The sequence below is a fragment of the Actinoallomurus soli genome (genome assembly GCF_024055715.1).
GTDB classification, from domain to species: domain Bacteria; phylum Actinomycetota; class Actinomycetes; order Streptosporangiales; family Streptosporangiaceae; genus Actinoallomurus; species Actinoallomurus soli.
In genome coordinates this window covers 1-19,829 of record NZ_JAMXMV010000045.1, presented here as the reverse complement: position 1 = coordinate 19,829, position 19,829 = coordinate 1, and the positions used below count along the sequence as shown (strand labels likewise).

Sequence of the window (19,829 nt, the reverse complement as noted above, 5' to 3'; positions counted from 1 at the left end):
CCGCTTGGGGACGCCGACCACCCACGGGCTCGGACCGCCCGGTCGCCGCTTGGGGACGCCGACCACCCACGGGCTCGGACCGCCCGGTCGCCGCTTGGGGACGCCGACCACCCACGGGCTCGGACCGCCCGGTCGCCGCTTGGGGACGCCGACCACCCACGGGCTCGGACCGTGCGATCGCCGCGGAGGAGGCCGGCCGTCCGCGCACGCGGGCCGTCAGCCCGGTCGGACCACGTCGGCGAAGGTCTCCGGCGGGACGTCGTCGATCTCGAAGAACTCCGGGAGCGGTGCCCGGCCGGCCAGGTGCAGCAGGCGCGGCAGGAGCTTGCGCCGCGCGGCGCGGGTCGCGGTCACCGCGTTGTTGTAGAAGCTGCGCGCGTACGCCACCTTCCGGGCGGCGGCGTCGAGCTCCTCCAGCAGCGCCGCGCCGTCCTCGCGGCCGGCGAGGGCGTCGCGGAAGCCCGGCTGCTCGACGACCGCCCGCAGCGCGCGGGACAGGTCGCTCTCGGCGAACTCCCGGTTGTCGGCGTCAGCGATGCGGGCCTCGTGGGCGGCCGCGGCCAGCAGGAGGCTGGTCGCCGGGTCGAGCAGGCGGGAGGCGGCGAACTCCAGGGCGACCGCCGCGCGCCGGACGAGCGCGACGTCGAGTCCGGCGCGCGCGGTCTCCAGGCGCACGTGCAGCCGGTCGATGCGGGTGGCGCGCCAGGAGACGTAGACGCCGAGCAGGAGGAGGACCGCGGCGGCGAGTGCGACGTTGAGCAGGGTGTGGTACACGATCAGCCCGCCGACGTCTCGACGACGGTCGCGTCCCCTGCCACGGTCTCGTACACGCTCACGACATCGCGGGCGACCGTCGACCAGTCGTAGGCGCGGACGGCGGTCTTGGCCTCCGCCGACAGCTGCTTGCGGCGGGCAGGGTCGTCCAGCAGCTCGGCCGCCGCGGCGGCCAGCGCCCCGGCGTCGCCGACCGGGAACAGCGCTCCGGCCCGGCCGTCGAGCAGCACGCGCCGGAACGCCTCGATGTCGCTGGCGAGGATCGGCGCCCCGGCCGACATCGCCTCGGCGAGCACGATGCCGAAGCTCTCCCCGCCGGTGTTGGGCGCGACGAAGACGTCCACGGAGTGCAGGGCGCGAACCTTGTCGGCCTCGCTGACCAGGCCGAGCAGGACGACCCGGTCGCGCAGGTCCGGCGAGACCCGGGCCAGGACCTCCTCCTCGTCCCCGGGCCCGGCCACCAGCAGCCGCAGGCCGGGACGCCGCCGCCCGAGGATCTCGAAGGCGGACAGCAGGATCGGCAGGCCCTTGCGCTGCTCGTCCATGCGGCCGAGGAAGCCGAGCGCGCCGTCGTCCCCGGGCCAGCCGGGCAGCGGCTCGGCCATGGCGTAGCGCTCGGTGGTCACGCCGTTGGGGATGAGCACGGCGTCGCCGCCGAGGTGCTCGACGAGGGTCTTGCGGGCCTTCTCCGACACCGCGATCCGCGCGGTGATCTTCTCCAGGGCGCTCTGCAGGATCGGGCCGGCCGCCGACAGCGCCCGTGATCGTTCGAAGGAGGCGTGGAAGGTCCCCACGATCGGCCCGTCGGCGGCCCAGCAGGCCAGCAGCCCGAGCGAGGGCGCGGCCGGCTCGTGAACGTGGAGCACGTCGAACCTGCCGTCGCGGATCCAGCGGCGCACCCGGCTCGCGGACAGGAACCCGAACGCCAGCCGTGCCACCGAGCCGTTGTACGGCACCGGCACGGCGCGGCCCGCGGGCACGACGTACCAGGGCAGCGGCGAGTCCTCGTCGGCGGGCGCGATCACGGACACGTCGTGGCCGAGCGCGACCAGCGCCTCGGCGAGGTCGCGGACGTGCTGCTGCACACCGCCGGGAACGTCCCATGTGTAGGGACAGACGATCCCGATCTTCACCGATCGCCCGCCCTTTCCGCCGTCCTCGCCGTCTCGGTCATCTCAGCTCACCGGAGGTCCTCGAGCCAGACCCTCTGGAGCATGTGCCAGTCCTCCGGGTGGGCGGCGATGCCGCCGGCGAAGGCGTCCGCGAGAGCCTGCGTCATCGCCCGGACCTTGTCCTGCCGCTCTCCCGCGTCGGGCACGGGGATCTCCTCGTGGACGCGGACACCCCAATCGTCTCCTTCGTACCACAAGGTGACCGGGCGGAGCACGGCGCCCGTCTCAATGGCCAGCGCGGCCGGGCCCGCGGGCATCTTCGCGGCCCTGCCGAAGAACTCGACCTCCACGCCGGACGCGGTGAGATCCCGGTCGGCGACCAGGCAGACCAGGCGGGCCTCGCGCAGCCGCGCGGCCAGGGTGCGGAAGACGTCGCCGTCGCCGCCGGTGGCCGGGAGCACCTCCATGCCGAGGCTCGCCCGGTAGGCGATGAACCGGTCGTACAGCGACTCGGGCCGCAGCCGCTCCATCACCGTGGTGAACGGCACACCGGACAGGCTGATCCAGGCGCCCGCGTGGTCGTAGTTGCCCATGTGCGGGAGGGCCGCCACGACGCCGCGCCCCGCGTCGAGGTCCTTGCGCAGGTCCTCGATACCGGTGATGCGCATGCCGGACAGGATCCGCTCCCGGCTCGTCGCGGGCAGCCGGAACGCCTCCATCCAGTAGCGCATGTACGAGCGCATGCCCCGGCGGCTCAGCCCGCGCAGCTCCTCTTCGGAGACGTCGGGACCGACGACCCGGCGGAGGTTCTTCTCCAGCTGCCGGACTCCACGGCCGCGCCGCCGCCACGTACGGTCGGCGATCAGCATGAAGATCTCCCGGGCGACCGGTTCGGGCAGCCGTCGTACCGCCGCCCAGCCCAGCGCGTACGCGGCGTCGGCCGCCTCGTCCCTCATGACGACTCGCTCACCTCGAGCACCTCGAGCTGACGGCGCACGGCGACGAACCGCTGCACGACGGTGATCGCACTGGCCAGCGAGAGCAGCCAGAGCCCGATGGCCAGGACGTACGGGACGCCGAGTCCGTCGAGGCCAATCGCGACGAGGCTGACGATCAGCCGCTCGCCGCGCTCGGCGATGCCGACGGTCGCGCCGACGCCGATGCCCTCGGCGCGCGCCCGCGCGTACGAGACGAGCGCCCCGGCCACGAGGCAGAACAGCGCGAGGCCGATCATCAGCAGGTCCTGGTGGTCCTGCCGGGCGAAGTAGAGGATCACCCCGGAGAAGATCGCCGCGTCGGACACCCGGTCCATGTTGGAGTCGAGGAAGGCGCCGAACCGGCTCGTCTTCCCCGTGACCCGCGCCACCGCGCCGTCGAACATGTCGAAGAACACGAAGATCGTGATGACGACGGTTCCCCAGAAGAACTGGCCGCGCGGGTAGAAGCCGAGCGCGCCGCCGACGACACCGAGCGTGCCGATGAGGGTGATCGCGTTCGGCGTGAGACCGGTGCGGGCGAGCGCCCGGCCCACCGGTGTGATCACACGCGAGAGCGCCGGCCGCAACTGGTTGAGCATTGCCATCCTCTGATCGTGTTCTGGCCGCGATTTCATCGCCCCGTGGCCGTAGCCGCGCCACCCCCTGGGCGGGCCAATCGTAGTGCGTGGCGTCGGCGCAGGTGGGAACGGCTCATATCAGACAGGCCTCAACCCGCGCCCGGTCACCCCTTGTGATATGAGGCCGGGGCGGTAATGGTGGTGACCACGGGTGTGGCACCCGTCACACCCATCCGTCCTTTGGAGGTGGGCACGTGGCGGACAAGACAGCTCCCCAAGCCGCCGGCAGGGCACCAGCGGTCGACCAGCCCGACAAGATCCGCAACATCGCGCTGGTCGGCCACTCCGGAGCGGGTAAGACGACGCTCGTCGAGGCGCTGCTCGCTGCGACCGGTACCATCCAGCGGCCCGGTCGCGTCGAGGACGGCTCGACGGTCAGCGACTACGACGAGGTCGAGATTCGCCAGCAACGCTCGGTGAACCTCTCGCTCGCCTCCTTCATGCACGGCGGGCTCAAGGTCAATCTGCTCGACACCCCGGGCTACGCCGACTTCGTCGGCGACCTGCGGGCCGGGCTGCGGGCGGCCGACGCGGCGCTGTTCGTGGTCTCCGCGGTCGACGGCGTCGACGGCCTCACCCGGATGCTGTGGGAGGAGTGCGCGCTGGTCGGCATGCCGCGCGCGGTCGTCGTCACCAAGATCGACCAGCAGCGCGGCGACTTCGACGAGGTCCTCACCGCCTGCCAGGACGCCTTCGGCGACGGCGTGCTGCCGTGCTACTTCCCGTGCGAGGCCGGCCTGATCGGGCTGCTCACGGGCCGGTGCTTCGACTACTCCTCCGGCGAACGCGTCGAACGCGACCCCGACCCGCAGTTCCTGGACCGCCTCGCCGAGCAGCGCGGCGCCCTCATCGAGGGGATCATCCAGGAGAGCGAGGACGAGACGCTCATGGATCGCTACCTCTCCGGGGAGCAGATCGACGTCAAGATCCTCATCGAGGACATGGAGAAGGCGGTCGCGCGCGGCAGCTTCTATCCCGTGCTGGCCACGTCGGTCCCCCATGGAGACCATCCCGGGCCGGTGATCGGCATGCGCGAGCTCCTCGAGGTGATGACCCAGGCGTTCCCGTCGCCGCTCGAGCACGGCATCCCGGCGGTCACCAGGGTCGACGGCTCGCCCGCGAAGGACCTCACGTGCGACCTGGACGGGCCGCTGGTGGCCGAGGTCGTCAAGACCACCTCCGACCCGTACGTCGGCCGGATCTCGCTGGTCCGGGTGTTCTGCGGCACGCTGCGGCCGGACGACACCGTGCACGTCTCCGGGCACGGCATGGAGGACCGCGGCCACGAGGACCACGACGTCGACGAGCGGGTCGGCGCGATCAGCTCTCCGCTGGGCAAGGCCCAGCGCACGATGTCCTCCTGCATCGCGGGGGACATCTGCGCGGTCGCCAAGCTCACCCACGCCGAGACGGGCGACACGATCTCCTCCAAAGAGTCCCCGCTGCTGATGGCGCCCTGGTCGATGCCGGATCCGCTGCTGCCGACGGCGATCCGCGCCAAGTCGAAGGCCGACGAGGACAAGCTGTCCCAGGCGCTGGCCCGGCTGGTGGCCGAGGATCCGACGCTGCGGCTGGAGAACAACCCCGAGACCCGCCAGCTCGTGCTGTGGAACATGGGCGAGGCACACGCCGACGTGCTCCTGGAGCGGCTGCGCAGCCGGTACGGCGTCGAGGTGGAGACCGTCCCGCTGCGGGTTCCGCTGCGCGAGACGTTCGGCGGCAGGGCACAGGGCCTGGGCCGGCACGTCAAGCAGAGCGGCGGTCACGGGCAGTACGGCATCTGCCACATCGACGTCGAGCCGCTGCCGTCGGGCGGCGGGTTCGAGTTCGTCGACAAGATCGTCGGCGGCGTCGTCCCGCGGCAGTTCATCCCGTCGGTCGAGAAGGGCCTGCGCATCCAGATGGAGCGCGGGGTCCTGGCGGGCTACCCGCTCGTCGACATCCGCGTCACCCTGCACGACGGGAAGGCGCACTCGGTCGACTCCTCCGACATGGCCTTCCAGACGGCGGGGCAGCTCGCGCTCAAGGACGCCGCGGGCAAGACGCAGGTCCTGCTGCTGGAGCCGGTGGACGAGGTGTCGGTGCTCGTCGCCGACGACTACGTCGGCGCGGTGATGTCGGACCTGTCGTCCCGGCGCGGGCGGGTGCTCGGCACCGAGACCATCGCCGGAGGCCGTTCCCTCATCAGGGCGGAGGTCCCGCAGCTGGAGATCACCCGGTACGCGATCGACCTGCGCTCGATGTCGCACGGCACGGGGACGTTCAGCCGCTCGTTCCTGCGGTACGAACCGCTGCCGTCGCACCTGGCCGACAAGGTCGCCGCCGAGTCGAGGGAGTGACCATCGCGTCATGCCGCCCGTACGCCCGCCGTGCGGGCGGCATCGCCGCGCCGGGCCGCCCGGAGGACGAAACGATCATCCTCCGGGATGACGCTTTGTTAACCGAGCGTTTGAGATGATCGCAGCATGGCTGATACGGGGGCTGGGGAGCACGGCAGGCGCACGGTTCTGCGCGCCGTCGCTCTCGGTGGCGCGGGTACGGCGGTCGGGCTCGCCGCCGGAGCGGCGATCGACTCGGCGGAGGCGGCGCCCGCCACACCGCCCTCGGCGATGGCGGTGCCGTCGGCGGGGCCCTGGCGGCCGGGCGAGGGACACGTCGACGTGACCTGGGCGGTGAACACCTCCCAGAAGCTGGTGGCCCTCACCTTCGACGACGGCCCGATGCCGAACTGGACGCCCATGGTCCACGACATCCTCGACGAGGAGAAGGTCAAGGCCACGTTCTTCCTCGTCGGCCAGCGCCTCGTGCGGGGCGCCCGCCTCGTGCACGGCCGGATGGACCGCCACGAGGCCGGCAACCACACCTGGGCGCACCGCAACCTGGCCCAGCTGGACCACCAGGCGGCGCTGACCCAGATGAGGCGGGCGCACACCGCGATCGCCGAGATCACCGGCCGGGAGCCACGGCATCTGCGCCCGCCGTACGGCAACATCGGCGGCACGACGCTCAGCGCGGCGGGTGTCCTCGGCTACAACCTCGTCCTGTGGTCGATCAAGATGCTGGAGAAGACCTTCGAGAAGGACCCGCCCAAGCTGGTCGACTACATCGTGACCAACTCCGCGCCGGGCACGATCCTGCTCGCGCACGACACCGGCCACCCGGACCGTCTCGTCGCCCTGCGGAACCTCTCCGCGATGATCCACGGGCTGCGCGCGAAGGGCTTCGAGTTCGTCACCGTCTCCGAGCTGATCCAGGCGGGCGCCTCCGCGCCGGGCACGCACCCGGCGCAGTGACGGCCGAGGGCGGCGGGCCGCCCCGGCCTCACGGCCGTTCCGGCCGGGTGGGGGTGAGCAGGCCCCGGTTGAACGCCTCGGCGACCGCCGCGGCGCGGTCGCCGACCCCGAGCTTGGCGTAGATGTTCAGCAGGTGGGTCTTGACGGTGGCCTCGCTGATGAGCAGCCTGGCCGCCGCGTCGCGGTTGGTGGTCCCGGCCGCGACCAGTTCCAGGATCTCGAGTTCCCGCCGGCTGAGCGGCTTGGTCTCGGGCTCCCGGACCCGGCTCATCAGCCGGGTCGCCACCGACGGGGAGAGCACCGCCTGGCCGTGGGCGGCCGCGCGTACCGCCCGCAGCAGTTCGTCGCGGGGGGCGTCCTTGAGCAGGTATCCGGTGGCACCGGCCTCGATCGCCGGCAGGACGTAGCTGTCGGTGTCGTAGGTGGTCAGCACGAGCACGCGCGCGGTGACGCCCCGCCGGGCCAGCTCGGTGATCGCGGTCAGGCCGTCCATGCCGGGCATCCGCAGGTCCATCAAGATCACATCGGGTTCGAGGACCTGGGCGAGCCGGATCGCCTCGGCGCCGTCGCCGGCCTCGCCGAGCACCTCGAAGCCGGGGTCGCGCGCGAACATGCCGCTCAACCCGTCCCTGACCACGGGGTGGTCGTCGGCGATCAGCAGCCTGATCGGCGCACCGGTCGTGTGGCTCATGCGCCGGTCCCCGCGGGCGCGGCCGGGAGGCAGGCCGAGATGGCCGTGCCGACGCCGCGTTCCGATTCGATCTGGAGCGTCCCGGACAGGCTCTCGATGCGCTGCCGCATCGCGACGAGGCCGAACCCGCCGCTCTGCGCGCCCGCGTCCGGGCGCCGCGGGCCCTCGTCCCCGGCGTCCGGCGGGCCGGCGCCGTCGCCGGGCCCGTCGGGTTCAAAACCCCTGCCGTTGTCACGCACGTCCAACGCGACCTCGTTCTCCATGTAGGACAGTGTCAGCCCGACCTTGGTGGCGCGCGCGTGCTTGGCGACGTTCGCCAGCGCCTCCTGCGCGGTACGCAGCAGCGCGACATCGGCCTCCGGCGGCATCGGCCGCGCCTTGCCGGTGGTGGCGACCTGGACTTCGATGCCGTGCAGCGCCGACCAGCGCTCGGCCACGTCGGCCAGCGCCTCGCTCAGCCGTGCCGCCTCCAGTGCCTCGGGGCGCAGCGCGTGGACCGACCGCCGGGCCTCGGACAGGCTCTCCCTGGCCAGTCGCGTCGCCGCCTGGACGTGCCGGCGCCACTGCGCCTGGTCATCGGCGAACTGCTCGGCCGCCTGCAGCTGGGTGATGATCCCGGTGAGCCCCTGCGCCAGCGTGTCGTGGATCTCGCGGGCCATCCGCTGCCGCTCGTCGGACACTCCGGCCTCCCTCGCCTGGGTCAGCAACTGCTGCTGCAGGCCGGCGTTCTCGGCCATGCTCGCCTCGAGCCTGCGGTTCGCCTCGCGCACCTCCGCGAGGGCCTGCTCACGCAGTTCGTCGTGCTCATCGCTCTTCCGGCCGAGCCAGGCGAGACCGCACATGGGAAGGACGTTCACGGCGAGCACGGCCAGGTAGCCGAGCACGCCGTAGACGTTCGTCTTGGGTATCGGGGACGCCTGCGCGGTGCCCGCCACGATCGCCACGCCGGCGATGGCGGCCAGCTCCCACGGCCAGGGCAGGAGCCGGAACGAGTAGAAGTAGCAGGCGGGCGTGAACAGCGAGAACCAGGGATTCCTGAGCACCAGGATCGCCACGAGCACGATCAGCACGCCCACGAACAACCCCATGACCCGCGGGCGCTCCCGCCAGGCCGGATGCAGCGTGAACATCCACAGCATCCACGCCGCCGTCAGCGCGCACAGCGCGAGGTCGACGGTGAAGGAGTGGCCGTTGGACCGTCTCATCGCCACGGTGACCCCGGTCAGGACCGCCAGCAGCGGGTAGGGCACGACGGTCGTCATCAGGAGCCATCGCCGGTTCGATAGGCCCTGCCGGGCGTGCGGCATCGGATCGCTCATCCGCATCCTTCCCGCTGCGCCCTACTCCCAGCGGAACAATTTAGCGGCGGCCAGCCCGAACACCACCGCGTACGCCGCCATGATCAGCAGTTGCTGCGGGTGTGGCCAGTGCCCCTCGGCCGCCCGCTGCAGTGCCTGGACCGCCGGGCCGAGCGGCGTGCCGTGGCTGATGTGGCGCAGCAGCGGGGGCATCTGGGCGATGGGCACCCACAGTCCGGCGAAGAACATCATCGGGAAGAACAGGATCGTGCCGATCGCCTGGGCGGCCCGTCCGCTCGCGGCCGTCGCGGCGACGAACAGGCCGACCGCCATGAGCGCGGCCGCGGCGAGCAGCGCGGCGATGACGAACCCCGCCGGCTGCTTCGGCGGGGCCACACCGTACGCGACCCTGGCCACCACGAGGATCGCGATGACCGAGAGGGCGGTGACGGCGGCGTTGACCGCGAGCTGGGCGGCGAGCAGCCGGACCGGGCCCATCGGCGTCGTCCGCAGCCGGCGCAGGACGCCCTTCTCCCGGTAACCGGCCAGGACCATCGGCAGCGCGCTGAGCGCGAGCATCGCGATCGAGAACGCGATCAGGACGGGCACGTAGATCTCGAGCGTGGTGGCGCCGCCGAAGTCCTTCTGGGGCTTCCGGAAAGAGTGGATGCCGCCGAAGATGACCAGCAGGAGCAGCGGGAACCCGACGCCCCAGATGGGCCCGATCCGCTCGCGGACGAAGAGCTTCAGCTCGGTGGCGACGAGCCGCATGAGCGCGGACCGCGGCGCGGTCGCCGACGGTGCCGCCGTGGTGGTGGTGACGGACATGGTGATGCCTTCCTGATCCTGGGGTGACCGGGCCTAGTTCCGGCCGGGCCGGCTCTGGCTCGCGTGCCGTTCACTCTCGGGGCGCCGCCCGGTCAGCGCGACGAAGGCGTCCTCCAGGCCGGCCTGCTCGACGCGCAGTTGCCGCGCCACGATGTTGTTGCGGGCCAGCACGGAGGTGACCGCGTTCAGCGCATTGTCGTTGCCCGTGACCACCACGACGTCGCCCCGGTGGACGACGCCGGTCACCTCCGGCAGGCCGGTCAGCAGCCGGTCATCGAACGGCGCGGACGGCCGGAAGCGGATCCGCTGTTCGGTCTGGACACGTTCGGTCAGCCCGGCCGGGGTGTCCACCACGACGGTGCGGCCCATGTCGATCAGTGCGATCCGGTCGCACAGCCGCTCGGCCTCCTCCATGAAGTGGGTGACGAGCAGGATCGTGACGCCACGGGCGCGCACGTCCTCGATCAGCTGCCAGGTGTCGCGTCTGGCCTGCGGGTCGAGGCCGGTGGTCAGCTCGTCGAGTACCGCCACCCGCGGGTTCCCGATCAGCGCCAGCGCGATCGAGAGCCGCTGTCTCTGGCCGCCGGACAGCTTCCCGCACCTGGTCGAGCTCTTGTCCGCGAGCCCGAGCATCTCCATCAGCGCACGCGGGTCCGCGGGTGTCCGGTAGAAGGAGCTGTAGAGCGTGAGCGCCTCCCCGACCTTCAATCGGCCGGGCAGCTCGCCGTCCTGGAGCTGCACGCCGAGTTGCTGGGTGAGCTCGGCGCGGTCCCGCTGCGGGTCGAGCCCGAGCACGCTGATCTCGCCCCGGTCCGGCCTGCGCAGCCCCTCGACGCACTCCACCGTCGTGGTCTTGCCCGCTCCGTTGGGGCCGAGGATCCCGAAGATCTCCCCCTCCTGGACGGTGAGGGAGACGTCGTCGACCGCCACGGTGTCCCCGTAGCTCTTGTGCAGGTTGTGCACCTCGATCACTGCTGGCATGCGGTGGTCCTTCCGGCGTTCCGGTCTGTCGCGACCTCGTGCCTTCAGCCTCGCGAAGCCCGCCCGGACGCGGTATCGACCACCCGGCGAAATCCTCGGGGCGAGCGGACGGAGGCGCGCGGTGGACCGGACGGTGGAGCCGATCCACCGATCGGTTGACCGCCCGTCGTGATCGCGGGCCCATCGGCCGCCGGGGCGGCCGCGCCGGCTCAGCGCGTGCCGGGGCGCTCGGCGGCAGGAAGGGCGCAGACCGGGGTGCCGCCGGGCAGCCGGTGCCGGTTGTTCGCGATGAGGCGGTACACCCCGTGCGCGGCCCAGCGGAAGGGCGGAACCCGCGTGAGGAGACCGAGCGGCCGCCAGAACCCACCGGCGTCGGTCAGCAGCCGGGCCACCGCCTGCGCTCCGCCATACACCCGGCCGTCCTCGATCCACAGCACCTCGTACGCGGCGCGTTCGGCGGTGGTGCCGAGCGCCGGGAGGTCCGCGTGCTGGAACGGGACGACCTCGGCCTCCGCCGGCACCCGCAGCCGCCGTCCCCGGGCCCCGATGAGCCGGACGGCCTTCGTGCAGATCCCGCAGTCCCCGTCGTACACCAGAACCGGTCGCGTCATGCGCCCCATCCTCGCCGAGCCGATCGGCCGCCGCCCCGCGGGGATGGCGCCGACGGCCCGCCGCGGGCGCTGCCGGTGTCGGGCCCGCGGCGGCGCATCAGCCGGTTCCGGTCACCAGACGAGGTCATCCGGTTCGAACGCCTCGTCATGGGCGTCGGTGTGCTGCAGCGTACGGAACCGGCCGTCGTCGATGCGGCCGAACCCGAAGTCGTTCAGGTTCCCGCCGTCGTGGAACAGCAGGTGACGCCCGCTCGGGTCGGTTCGGAGCGCGACGCGCCCGGACCAGTGGGGCAGCGGAGGCACAGGCCGTCCCTCCTCGGACTCGTGGTACAGCGTGCGGAGCACCCGCCCGTCGGCAACGGCGATCTCACAGATCGTGTAGGTCCCGTCGAGCGGCGCGTACTCCCCCACCACACTGATCGTGTCCCCGTCCCCGCTGATCGCGGCCGCCCAGATGTCCGTCAGCCGTGCGGATCGGCGGACGGGGACGGCGCTGGACGGCAGGCTGGAGCCCTTCGCGTCCGTGTCCAGGAGCCTGACCACACCGTTCCTGGTCAACTGGTGGTCTCCGTCGTCCGGCTGATGAGTGGGTTCCCGGCGAAGGAACGCGACCTTACGGTCGTCGGCGGTCCAGGAGAGGCTGGAGATCACGCTCTCCTGTGGGTCGCTCCACTCCCGTCGCGCGCCGGTCCGCAGATCGACCACGCCGAGCTTGTAGAAGACGCGGTCCGCCGGGGTGCCGCAGGGCAGCACCGCGTACGCCAGCCTTCTGCCGTCCGGGGAGACGGCGAGCCCGCCGGGCAGCGCCTCCCCGCGCATCGTCCCGCCCTGGATCCGCGTCCTGAGCGGCGTGAACGAGGTGATCCTGCCGTTGTCGGCGACCCGCATGCGGTAGACGCGGATGGTGTTGCACGCGGTCTGCCGGATCGGCACCTCCATGACGAAGAAGGTCCGGTTGTCCTGGGCCGCGGTGACGTACTGGAAGGTCAGGCCCTGCGACGCCGCCCTCGTGTCGTACAGCCTCTCCGTCCTGGAGTCCCGGACCTCGACGCGGGACAGGCCCTTCGGAAACTCGCCGAACCCGGTCACCGCCACGATGAAGGCCGGTCCGCCTCCCCCGGCCGCCGCGTCCGGCTGCGGCCGCCCGGTGATCGCCGCCACCAGGGCGACGGCGATGGCGACCGCGGCCGCGCTCATCGCCGGCACCGTCCACGAGAGCCGTCGGCGTCGTTCCGGGAGGGACAGCGGCCGAACCGTCTCGGGCCGCACCGCATGAGCCCCTCCGGCGAAGGCGTCGCGGAGGCGTTCCTCGATCCCGGTCATGATTCCTCCCCGAGCTTCCTGGCGAGCGCGGTGAGCGCCCGGGAGGTGGTCGACTTGACGGTGCCGCGGCTGACGCCCATCACCTCGGCGATCTCGGCTTCGGGCAGATCGAGGTAGTACCGCAGCACGAGCGCCTCACGCTGACGGCGCGGCAGCGACCGGAGGGCCAGGAAGACCTCTCGGCGGTCCTCCCCGAGCAGCGCCGCCGACTCCGCGGACCAGATGGGCGGCGCGTACTCACCGCCGAAGCGTCGCGCGACCGCGCGCCTGCGCAGCACCCCGCGACAGCCGTTGAGCACCGAGGCGCGGATGTACGGGAGCGGGTTCCCCGGATCGCGCAATCGGTCGATCCGCCGGTGCACGGCCGCGAAGGCGTCCTGGACGACGTCCTCGGCGGTGGCCTGGTCCCCGACGATGAACAGCGCCATCCGGACGAGCTCCAGGTGGTGCCGGCGGAAGACGGCGGTCAGGACCACGGCCGAGCCGTGGTCCTCCTGATCCGCGCCGGTATCCGGCTCCGCCGCCAGGGCGTCCTCCCGCGATGCGCCGCCCACGCCGCCCGGCGGCCCGTGCCAGGCCGCGCCCCGCTCCGCAGCGATCTTCAGTCTCATGCCCCTTACATGCGGGACACGCCGGATAGGTTGCTCGCCGCGCGGTACTTCTCCGGTGGCCGGGGCCGGGCGTCAGTCGTGCGGCCAGGCGTCCGCGATGATCTGGCGGGTCTCGCGCAGCAGCTGGGGCAGCACCTTCGTCTGGCCGATGACCGGCATGAAGTTGGTGTCCCCGCCCCAGCGTGGGACGACGTGCTGGTGGAGGTGGGCGGCGATGCCCGCGCCGGCGACCGTGCCGAGGTTCATGCCGACGTTGAAGCCGTGCGCGCCGCTCGCCTTGCGCAGCGCGGTGATCGCGTCCTGGGTGAGCCGGGCGACCTCGGCGGTCTCGGTGCCGTCGAGTTCGGTGTAGTCCGCGACGTGCCGGTACGGGCAGACCATGAGGTGACCGGAGTTGTACGGGTAGAGATTGAGGACGGCGAAGGCGCTGTCCCCGCGCCGGACGATGAGGCCGTCCTCGTCGCTCATCTTCGGGATCTCGCAGAACGGGCAGCCGTCGTCCGCCCCCGCCCCGGTGGGCTTGCTCTCACCCTTGATGTAGGCCATCCGGTGCGGCGTCCACAGGCGCTGGAACTGGTCGGGCTCCCCGACTCCGTACTGTTCCTCATGGTCGGACTCGGTCATGCCAGCAGCATAGGACCGATCCGGCACCGAACCGCCTGCGGGTACCGACCGAGCGCTCGGTCAGCCATCAAGCCGTCACGCCGGCCACTTCGACTTCCGCCGATTCGACGTACAGCGAGCGACAGGTCGCGCTGGAGGTACTCCGCGGCGTACAGCTGCCCAACGCACATGCGCATGGGAATAACAAAGGTCGAGGCGGGTGCCCGAGTTGGACGGCCCGGCACCCGCCTCGACTGCACGCCGACCGAAGGAGTCGCGATGCACCAACGATCCGACGCGCCCCCTGTCTACCACGGCAGGGGGATCATCACCCGGCTCATGGCCCGGCTGCGCCGCCGGCCGGGGGTACCCCGGTTGTTCGCGCTCGTGCGCGAGGGCGACGGGGACGGGACCGAGTTCGTCGCCTGGGGCATGGCCCTGCCCGACGGGCGGGCGGTCACCTTCGGCAGCGGCGATGTCGGACAGTGGTCGGGCCCGGCGAGCGCCGCCCGGCTGATGTTCGCCGACCTGCGATGGCTGTGAGCGGCGAACAAGAATGATCCCTGGCGTGGGCCGCCCTCTATGGGCGGCACACGCCAGGGATCATGGCGGCCTCAGACCTGGATGCGGCTCTCGACGGCCTTGACGATCTCTTCGACGGCCTCGTCGATGGAGACGCCGTTCTTCTGCTCGCCGTTCCGGTAGCGGAACGACACGGCGTCCTTGGCGACGTCGTCGTCGCCGGCCAGGAGCATGTACGGGACCTTCTGCTTCTGGGCGTTGCGGATCTTCTTCTGCATCCGGTCGGAGGAGGTGTCGACCTCGACCCGGATGCCCCGCTCGCGCAGCCTGGCCGCGACCTTCTCCAGGTGCGCGACGTGGTCGTCGGCGATGGGAATGCCGACCGCCTGCACCGGGGCCAGCCACGGCGGCAGCGCGCCCGCGTAGTGCTCCAGCAGCACGCCGAAGAACCGCTCGATCGACCCGAACAGCGCCCGGTGCAGCATGACGGGCTGCTGGCGGGTGCCGTCGGCGGCCTGGTACTCCAGGCCGAACCGCTTCGGCTGGTTGAAGTCGACCTGGATGGTGGACAGCTGCCAGGTGCGGCCGATGGCGTCCTTGGCCTGGACGGAGATCTTCGGACCGTAGAACGCCGCGCCGCCGGGGTCGGCGACCAGGTCGAGCCCGGACTCGTCGGCGGCCTGCTTCAAAGCGGCGGTGGCCTCCTCCCAGTCCTCGTCGGAGCCGATGAACTTCTCCGACTCGTCGCGGGTGGACAGCTCGAGGTAGAACTCGTTCAGCCCGTAGTCGCGCAGGAGGCCGAGCACGAAGGCGAGCAGGCTCTTGATCTCGCCGCCCATCTGCTCGCGGGTGCAGTAGATGTGCGCGTCGTCCTGGGTCATGCCGCGCACGCGGGTGAGGCCGTGCACGACGCCGGACTTCTCGAACCGGTAGACGGAGCCGAATTCGAACAGCCGCAGCGGCAGCTCCCGGTAGGACCGCCCGCGCGCGTCGAAGATCAGGTTGTGCATCGGGCAGTTCATCGGCTTGAGGTAGTACTCCGCCCCGTCCAGCTCCATGGGCGGGAACATGTCGTCCTTGTACCAGCCGAGGTGGCCGGAGGTCTGGAACAGGTCGCCCTTGGTGATGTGCGGGGTGTTGACGAACTCGTACCCCTCCTCCTCGTGCCGCCGCCGGGAGTAGTCCTCCAGGACCTTGCGGACGATGCCGCCCTTGGGGTGGAAGACCGCCAGACCGCTGCCGATCTGGTTGGGGAAGGAGAACAGGTCCAGCTCGGCGCCGAGCTTGCGGTGGTCGCGCCGCTCGGCCTCCTCCAGCATCTTGAGGTATTCGTCCTGGCGCTCGCGGGACTCCCACGCGGTGCCGTAGATGCGCTGGAGCTGAGGGTTCTTCTCACTGCCGCGCCAGTAGGCCCCGCCGGAGCGCATCAGCTTGAACGCGGGGATGACCCGGGTGGTCGGCAGGTGCGGGCCGCGGCACAGGTCCTTCCACTGCAGCTCGCCGGACTTGGCGTCGAGGTTGTCGTAGATGGTCAGCTCGCCGCCGCCGACCTCCACGCTCTCCTCGTCGGCCGCGGCCCCCTTGAGGCCGATCAGCTCCAGCTTGTACGGCTCGGCTGCGAGCTCCTCGCGGGCCTCGTCGTCGGCGACGACGCGGCGGGAGAAGCGCTGCCCCTGCTTGACGATCTCCCGCATCCGCTTCTCGATGCGCTTGAGGTCGTCCGGCTGGAACGGGTGCTCGACGTCGAAGTCGTAGTAGAAGCCGTTCTCGATCGGCGGACCGATGCCGAGTTTGGCCTCGGGGAACAGCTCCTGCACCGCCTGCGCCATGACGTGGGCGGCGGAGTGGCGCATGATCGCGCGGCCCTCGGGCGAGTCGATCTGGATCGGCTCGACGACGTCGCCGTCGCGCAGGACGTACGCCAGGTCGCGCGCCTGGCCGCCGACGCGGGCGGCAATGACGGTGCGGCCGTCGGCTTCGAGCGCTTCTCCGGCGGTGGTGCCGGCCGCCACCACACGCTCGCTTCCGTCGAGGGTGATGCGCAGCTCAGACACGGGAACTCCTCGATGGTCAGGGATGTCGGGATCGAATGCTATCGATTGTGCGGGTCCGGGGGACGCCATCGACTCCATGGTCGCTCCTCTCGCGTGGCGGGAGCGACCCGGGACAGCAGGAAGGCCCCGGAATCGCTCCCGGGGCCTCGGCCGTGCAGGTCAGTGCAGGCGACCGTCGCGCCGGGACTCGCCCGGCGTCGTCGTCTCGAACATGGCCGCCATGGCGCCCATGCTATCAGCGCCCGATCGCGCGCCACGCGGCCTTTCGGACGGCCGAGCCCGGCGCCACGTGCAGCCGCCCGTCGGCGCCGATGGCGCACACCTGGGTGCCGTCCGGCAGCGGCGCGGGCACCCCGATCAGCCGGGTGGGCGGCAGGACCCCCACGACGGGCGCCTCGCCGTCGAGGTGGGCCGCGGCCCGTACGGGCACCGTGGCGTCCCAGACGTTCGACGTCATCAGCCGGGAGATCGCCAGGGTACGGCCGGTCCACGGCTCGCGGAACATCACCTCGACCCGGCCGCCGACCGCCTCGGCCGCCAGCGGCGCGATCGCGCCCGCCACGGGCAGGGGTCCGGCGAAGACGAGCGGCCTGCCCGGTGCGCGCTGGCGCCACCACAGGATCTGCGAGCGGGTCGCGGCGAACAGTTCGATCAGCCCGTCGTCGGTGACGACCGCGGACAGGCCGTCCTGGACGTCGCCGTACCGGTGATGTCTCTTCTTCTGCTGCGGCGAGACCACCTGGTTCAGGTCGACGCCCGGCAGGTCGGTCCACCGCGGGCTCCAGCCGCCGGGGCCGAGGAACCGGGCGCTCACTCCCCCGCGACCGTTGCGCACGAACGCGGCGACCGTGCCGGATCCGTCGGCCACGGCCACGGGGGTCCCGGCCTGGTTGCGGACCTTCTTCGGATCGGGACGGCCCAGCGACCGCCAGCCCCGCCGGTCGTACGCGACGACCTCGCCGGTGTCGGTGCGCAGGCCGAGGACCACCGGCCCGGCCGCGGCCACGGCCGGCGCGAGCGGGCCTCCCGGATCGCCGAGCGAGCGAGGAGCCGACCAGCGGCCGCCGGCCCGCCGCCAGACCAGCAGGCGGCCCGCGCCCACCGCGTACACGGCGTCCGCGGCGGTGAAGCCGGTACCGCGCGGCCAGCGGTAGACCATGCGCGCCTCGTAGGCGTCCCAATGGGGGTTCTCGGCGCTGATGCGGTAGTCGTGCGCGGAGTAGGCCGCGAACACCCGCCGCTTGTACCGGTTGTCGGCGTCGGCGAGGTTCACCGCCAGGTTGCGGATGTTGTAGTCCCGGTAGTTCACCTGCAGGAGCGGCTGCTCGGGATGGCGCGCGGCGTGGCGGCGCACCGCCTCGGCGGCGAAGTGCGCGGCGGCGATGTGATCGGGGTGGTCCGCGCTGTACCTCTCGTCGGGCGCGGTGTCCTGGGAGCGCACGACGGTCGGGCGGAAGCTCTGGATCAGGCCCGTCAGGGCGGTCAGCACGTCCTCCCGGCTCAGGCAGCGCCGGTACGGCGATCCCTCCGGGGCCTGCGTCCATCCGCACACGTCCGCATGGCCGGTGGCGCTCCACAGTCTGCCCAGCGTGTGCCATCCCAGGCTCGCGCGCGGGTCGCGCCCGTCCGGCACGAGCAGGAAGACCAGCCGGATGTCCGGCCGGTCGGCCAGGGTGTACGACAGCAGCCGCAGCGCCCCCACCGTGAGGGTCTCCCGCCGCCACCGGTCGCGGACGCCGAGCATGAGGGCGTACGCCGTCCGTACGCCGGTCTCCCGGTCGGCGACGTACGCGTTCACGTCGTGGGTGTCGGGCGGGACACCGGCCTTGCTCTCTCCCGCGCTCAGGTAGACGGTCAGGTGCGGTGAACCGGCGCGCAGCGACTCCGACAGGTCGGGGGTCATGAAGAGCAGGTCGTCGTCCTCGTGCGCGACGATCTGCAGGTAGCGCGCGCGGGCCGCCGCCGTGCCCGGCGCGGCCGCGCCGTGGCGGTTCACCGGCCGGCCGTCCCCCTCCGACAGCAGGCCGAGACCTGTCCCGAGCCCCGCCGCCGCGACCGCGCCCACCAGGAAGAACCGGCGCCGTCCGAACCCCGGCGAAACGGGCTCAGGGTCGGGCGGTTCGGTGGGCATGCGGCACCGTCTCCAAGATCGGGATTAAGGAGGGCAACCGAACGAGTATCGCCGAATGCGGGCGCTTCTGCGGCGGGAACGAAGGGCCTGCTCGTTCGAGTAGGCTTGGCGCGGCGAAGGGGAGTAGTCCCGCCGGCCGGTCGTCGACATACTGGAGCGCTCAGCGCTCCCGGTGCCCGGGCCCCGCGACAGGGGTGGACGAGACCTTCGGCTGCCGGTGACCGCTGTCCACCGTGAGCCGAGGTCGTCCCTCTGTCTCACGATGGCCGATTCTCGAGGAACACATGCTGCACGTCGTGATCCTGCTGGCCTGCGCCGTTGCGATCTATCTGTCCTGTGAATGGTTCGTCAACGCCGTGGAGTGGCTCGGCGTCCGCCTCAAGGTGGGGCCGCTCGCCGTCGGCACCCTGCTGGCCGCGTTCGGCACGGCGCTCCCGGAGAGCGTCGTCACCTTCGTCGCCGTGGTGTTCGGTTCGGGCGCCCAGCAGAAGGACATCGGCGTCGGCGCTGCGATGGGCGGTCCCCTGGCCCTGGCCACCGTCGCCTACGGCGTGACGGGGTTCATGCTGCTGACGAGGCGGCGGAAGGTCCAGGCCGTCGCCCGTACGGTCGCGCCCGTCGGCGGCGGGACCACCGCGGCCGCGCCGCCCGACGCCCCGGCCGGAGACACGCCGCGGGACGATCTCGGTGACATCCGCAAGCTCGCCCGCGACCAGCGCTGGTTCCTCGCGATCTTCGTCGTCAAGGTGGCGCTGGGACTGGTCGCCTTCGCGTTCAAGCCGTGGCTCGGCCTGCTGTTCTTCGCCGCGTACGCCGTCTACTTCTGGCGGGAACTGCGCGACGGCGGTGAGCACGGCGACGGCGCCGACCTCGAGCCGCTGCTCCTGCAGCGCCGCCGCGAGGTGCCCGCGACCTGGGCGGTCATCGTGCAGACCCTCGTCACGCTCGTGATCATCTTCTTCGCGTCGCAGCTGTTCGTCCACCAGCTCGACGTGATCGGCCCGATGATCGGCCTGCCTGCGGCTGTCACCGCGCTGCTGCTGTCCCCCATCGCCACCGAGCTGCCCGAGATCATGAACGCGATCATCTGGGTCCGCCAGGGCAAGACGCCGCTCGCCCTGGCCAACATCAGCGGCGCGATGATGATCCAGGCCACCGTGCCGTCCGGGCTGGGCATCCTGTTCACGTCGTGGCGGTTCGACTCCGCGCTGCTCCTGGCCGGGCTGGTGACCATGGCGGCCATGGTCTACCTGCTGACGATGCTCTGGAGGGGCCGCCTGACCGCCCGGTCGCTGACCGTGGCGACCATCTTCTACGTGATCTTCGGTCTCGGTCTGATCCCGATCCTGGCCTGATCGGCGCGGCACGGCGGGGCCGCGGGG

Annotated in this window: 18 protein-coding genes; 4 read left to right on the top strand and 14 right to left on the bottom strand. The window is 71.9% G+C overall.

Annotated features, from left to right (window positions below):
- Positions 1 to 216: 216 nt before the first annotated feature.
- The 4 genes from NDW01_RS42185 to pgsA are packed head-to-tail and all read right to left on the bottom strand — an operon-like array spanning position 217 to position 3,462.
- Positions 217 to 774 carry a hypothetical protein gene (locus tag NDW01_RS42185; RefSeq protein ID WP_252830295.1) on the bottom strand — a complete coding sequence of 186 codons (558 nt, stop codon included), beginning with the start codon at positions 772 to 774 and terminating at the stop codon, positions 217 to 219.
- A gap of 2 nt (positions 775 to 776) precedes the next feature.
- Entirely contained in the window at positions 777 to 1,907 is a 1,131-nt protein-coding gene (locus NDW01_RS42180) for a glycosyltransferase family 4 protein (protein WP_252830294.1), read from the bottom strand.
- 47 nt (positions 1,908 to 1,954) lie between these two features.
- Complete coding sequence (locus NDW01_RS42175; protein ID WP_252830293.1) at positions 1,955 to 2,842, bottom strand: phosphatidylinositol mannoside acyltransferase; 888 nt, start codon at positions 2,840 to 2,842, stop codon at positions 1,955 to 1,957.
- Positions 2,839 to 3,462: a phosphatidylinositol phosphate synthase gene (gene pgsA / locus NDW01_RS42170; RefSeq protein WP_252830296.1), complete on the bottom strand. Its 624-nt coding sequence runs from the start codon at positions 3,460 to 3,462 to the stop codon at positions 2,839 to 2,841. Before pgsA ends, NDW01_RS42175 begins: the two co-directional genes overlap by 4 nt.
- Before the next feature lie 233 nt (positions 3,463 to 3,695).
- Here pgsA and NDW01_RS42165 point away from each other — a divergent pair, with 233 nt between their 5' ends.
- Both NDW01_RS42165 and NDW01_RS42160 read left to right on the top strand, forming a co-directional pair.
- Positions 3,696 to 5,840 carry an elongation factor G-like protein EF-G2 gene (locus NDW01_RS42165; protein WP_252830292.1) on the top strand — a complete coding sequence of 715 codons (2,145 nt, stop codon included), beginning with the start codon at positions 3,696 to 3,698 and terminating at the stop codon, positions 5,838 to 5,840.
- A 126-nt stretch (positions 5,841 to 5,966) separates the two neighbouring features.
- A complete protein-coding gene (locus NDW01_RS42160; protein WP_252830291.1) occupies positions 5,967 to 6,794 on the top strand; it encodes a polysaccharide deacetylase family protein in 828 nt (275 codons plus the stop codon).
- 28 nt (positions 6,795 to 6,822) lie between these two features.
- Here NDW01_RS42160 and NDW01_RS42155 read toward each other — a convergent pair whose 3' ends face one another.
- The 8 genes from NDW01_RS42155 to NDW01_RS42120 form a co-directional block, all read right to left on the bottom strand.
- The gene (locus NDW01_RS42155) at positions 6,823 to 7,485 is read right to left on the bottom strand and encodes a response regulator transcription factor (RefSeq protein WP_252830290.1); all 663 of its coding nucleotides are present in this window, start codon (positions 7,483 to 7,485) and stop codon (positions 6,823 to 6,825) included.
- The gene (locus NDW01_RS42150) at positions 7,482 to 8,804 is read right to left on the bottom strand and encodes a sensor histidine kinase (RefSeq protein WP_252830289.1); all 1,323 of its coding nucleotides are present in this window, start codon (positions 8,802 to 8,804) and stop codon (positions 7,482 to 7,484) included. Before NDW01_RS42150 ends, NDW01_RS42155 begins: the two co-directional genes overlap by 4 nt.
- Before the next feature lie 21 nt (positions 8,805 to 8,825).
- On the bottom strand, positions 8,826 to 9,611 hold the full coding sequence (locus NDW01_RS42145) for an ABC transporter permease (protein ID WP_252830288.1): 786 nt from the start codon (positions 9,609 to 9,611) through the stop codon (positions 8,826 to 8,828).
- Positions 9,612 to 9,644: 33 nt separating this feature from the next.
- Positions 9,645 to 10,592: an ABC transporter ATP-binding protein gene (locus NDW01_RS42140; protein WP_252830287.1), complete on the bottom strand. Its 948-nt coding sequence runs from the start codon at positions 10,590 to 10,592 to the stop codon at positions 9,645 to 9,647.
- 209 nt (positions 10,593 to 10,801) lie between these two features.
- The gene (locus NDW01_RS42135; protein WP_252830286.1) at positions 10,802 to 11,203 is read right to left on the bottom strand and encodes a thiol-disulfide oxidoreductase DCC family protein; all 402 of its coding nucleotides are present in this window, start codon (positions 11,201 to 11,203) and stop codon (positions 10,802 to 10,804) included.
- Between the two features lie 111 nt (positions 11,204 to 11,314).
- On the bottom strand, positions 11,315 to 12,526 hold the full coding sequence (locus NDW01_RS42130) for a S9 family peptidase (RefSeq protein ID WP_252830285.1): 1,212 nt from the start codon (positions 12,524 to 12,526) through the stop codon (positions 11,315 to 11,317).
- Positions 12,523 to 13,137: an RNA polymerase sigma factor gene (locus tag NDW01_RS42125; RefSeq protein WP_252830284.1), complete on the bottom strand. Its 615-nt coding sequence runs from the start codon at positions 13,135 to 13,137 to the stop codon at positions 12,523 to 12,525. Before NDW01_RS42125 ends, NDW01_RS42130 begins: the two co-directional genes overlap by 4 nt.
- A gap of 72 nt (positions 13,138 to 13,209) precedes the next feature.
- Positions 13,210 to 13,761 carry an HIT family protein gene (locus NDW01_RS42120; protein ID WP_252783277.1) on the bottom strand — a complete coding sequence of 184 codons (552 nt, stop codon included), beginning with the start codon at positions 13,759 to 13,761 and terminating at the stop codon, positions 13,210 to 13,212.
- A gap of 258 nt (positions 13,762 to 14,019) precedes the next feature.
- On the opposite strand from NDW01_RS42120, the gene NDW01_RS42115 reads away from it, so the two are divergent.
- Entirely contained in the window at positions 14,020 to 14,283 is a 264-nt protein-coding gene (locus NDW01_RS42115; protein ID WP_252830283.1) for a hypothetical protein, read from the top strand.
- 71 nt (positions 14,284 to 14,354) lie between these two features.
- Here the strand turns inward: NDW01_RS42115 and thrS are convergent, their stop codons facing one another.
- Both thrS and NDW01_RS42105 read right to left on the bottom strand, forming a co-directional pair.
- Positions 14,355 to 16,385 (bottom strand): threonine--tRNA ligase, encoded by a 2,031-nt coding sequence (thrS, locus tag NDW01_RS42110; RefSeq protein ID WP_406567817.1) that lies wholly within the window; start codon positions 16,383 to 16,385, stop codon positions 14,355 to 14,357.
- A gap of 166 nt (positions 16,386 to 16,551) precedes the next feature.
- Positions 16,552 to 18,447: a PIG-L family deacetylase gene (locus tag NDW01_RS42105; RefSeq protein ID WP_252830281.1), complete on the bottom strand. Its 1,896-nt coding sequence runs from the start codon at positions 18,445 to 18,447 to the stop codon at positions 16,552 to 16,554.
- 284 nt (positions 18,448 to 18,731) lie between these two features.
- Here NDW01_RS42105 and NDW01_RS42100 point away from each other — a divergent pair, with 284 nt between their 5' ends.
- The gene (locus tag NDW01_RS42100) at positions 18,732 to 19,802 is read left to right on the top strand and encodes a sodium:calcium antiporter (protein ID WP_252830280.1); all 1,071 of its coding nucleotides are present in this window, start codon (positions 18,732 to 18,734) and stop codon (positions 19,800 to 19,802) included.
- Positions 19,803 to 19,829 lie beyond the last annotated feature (27 nt).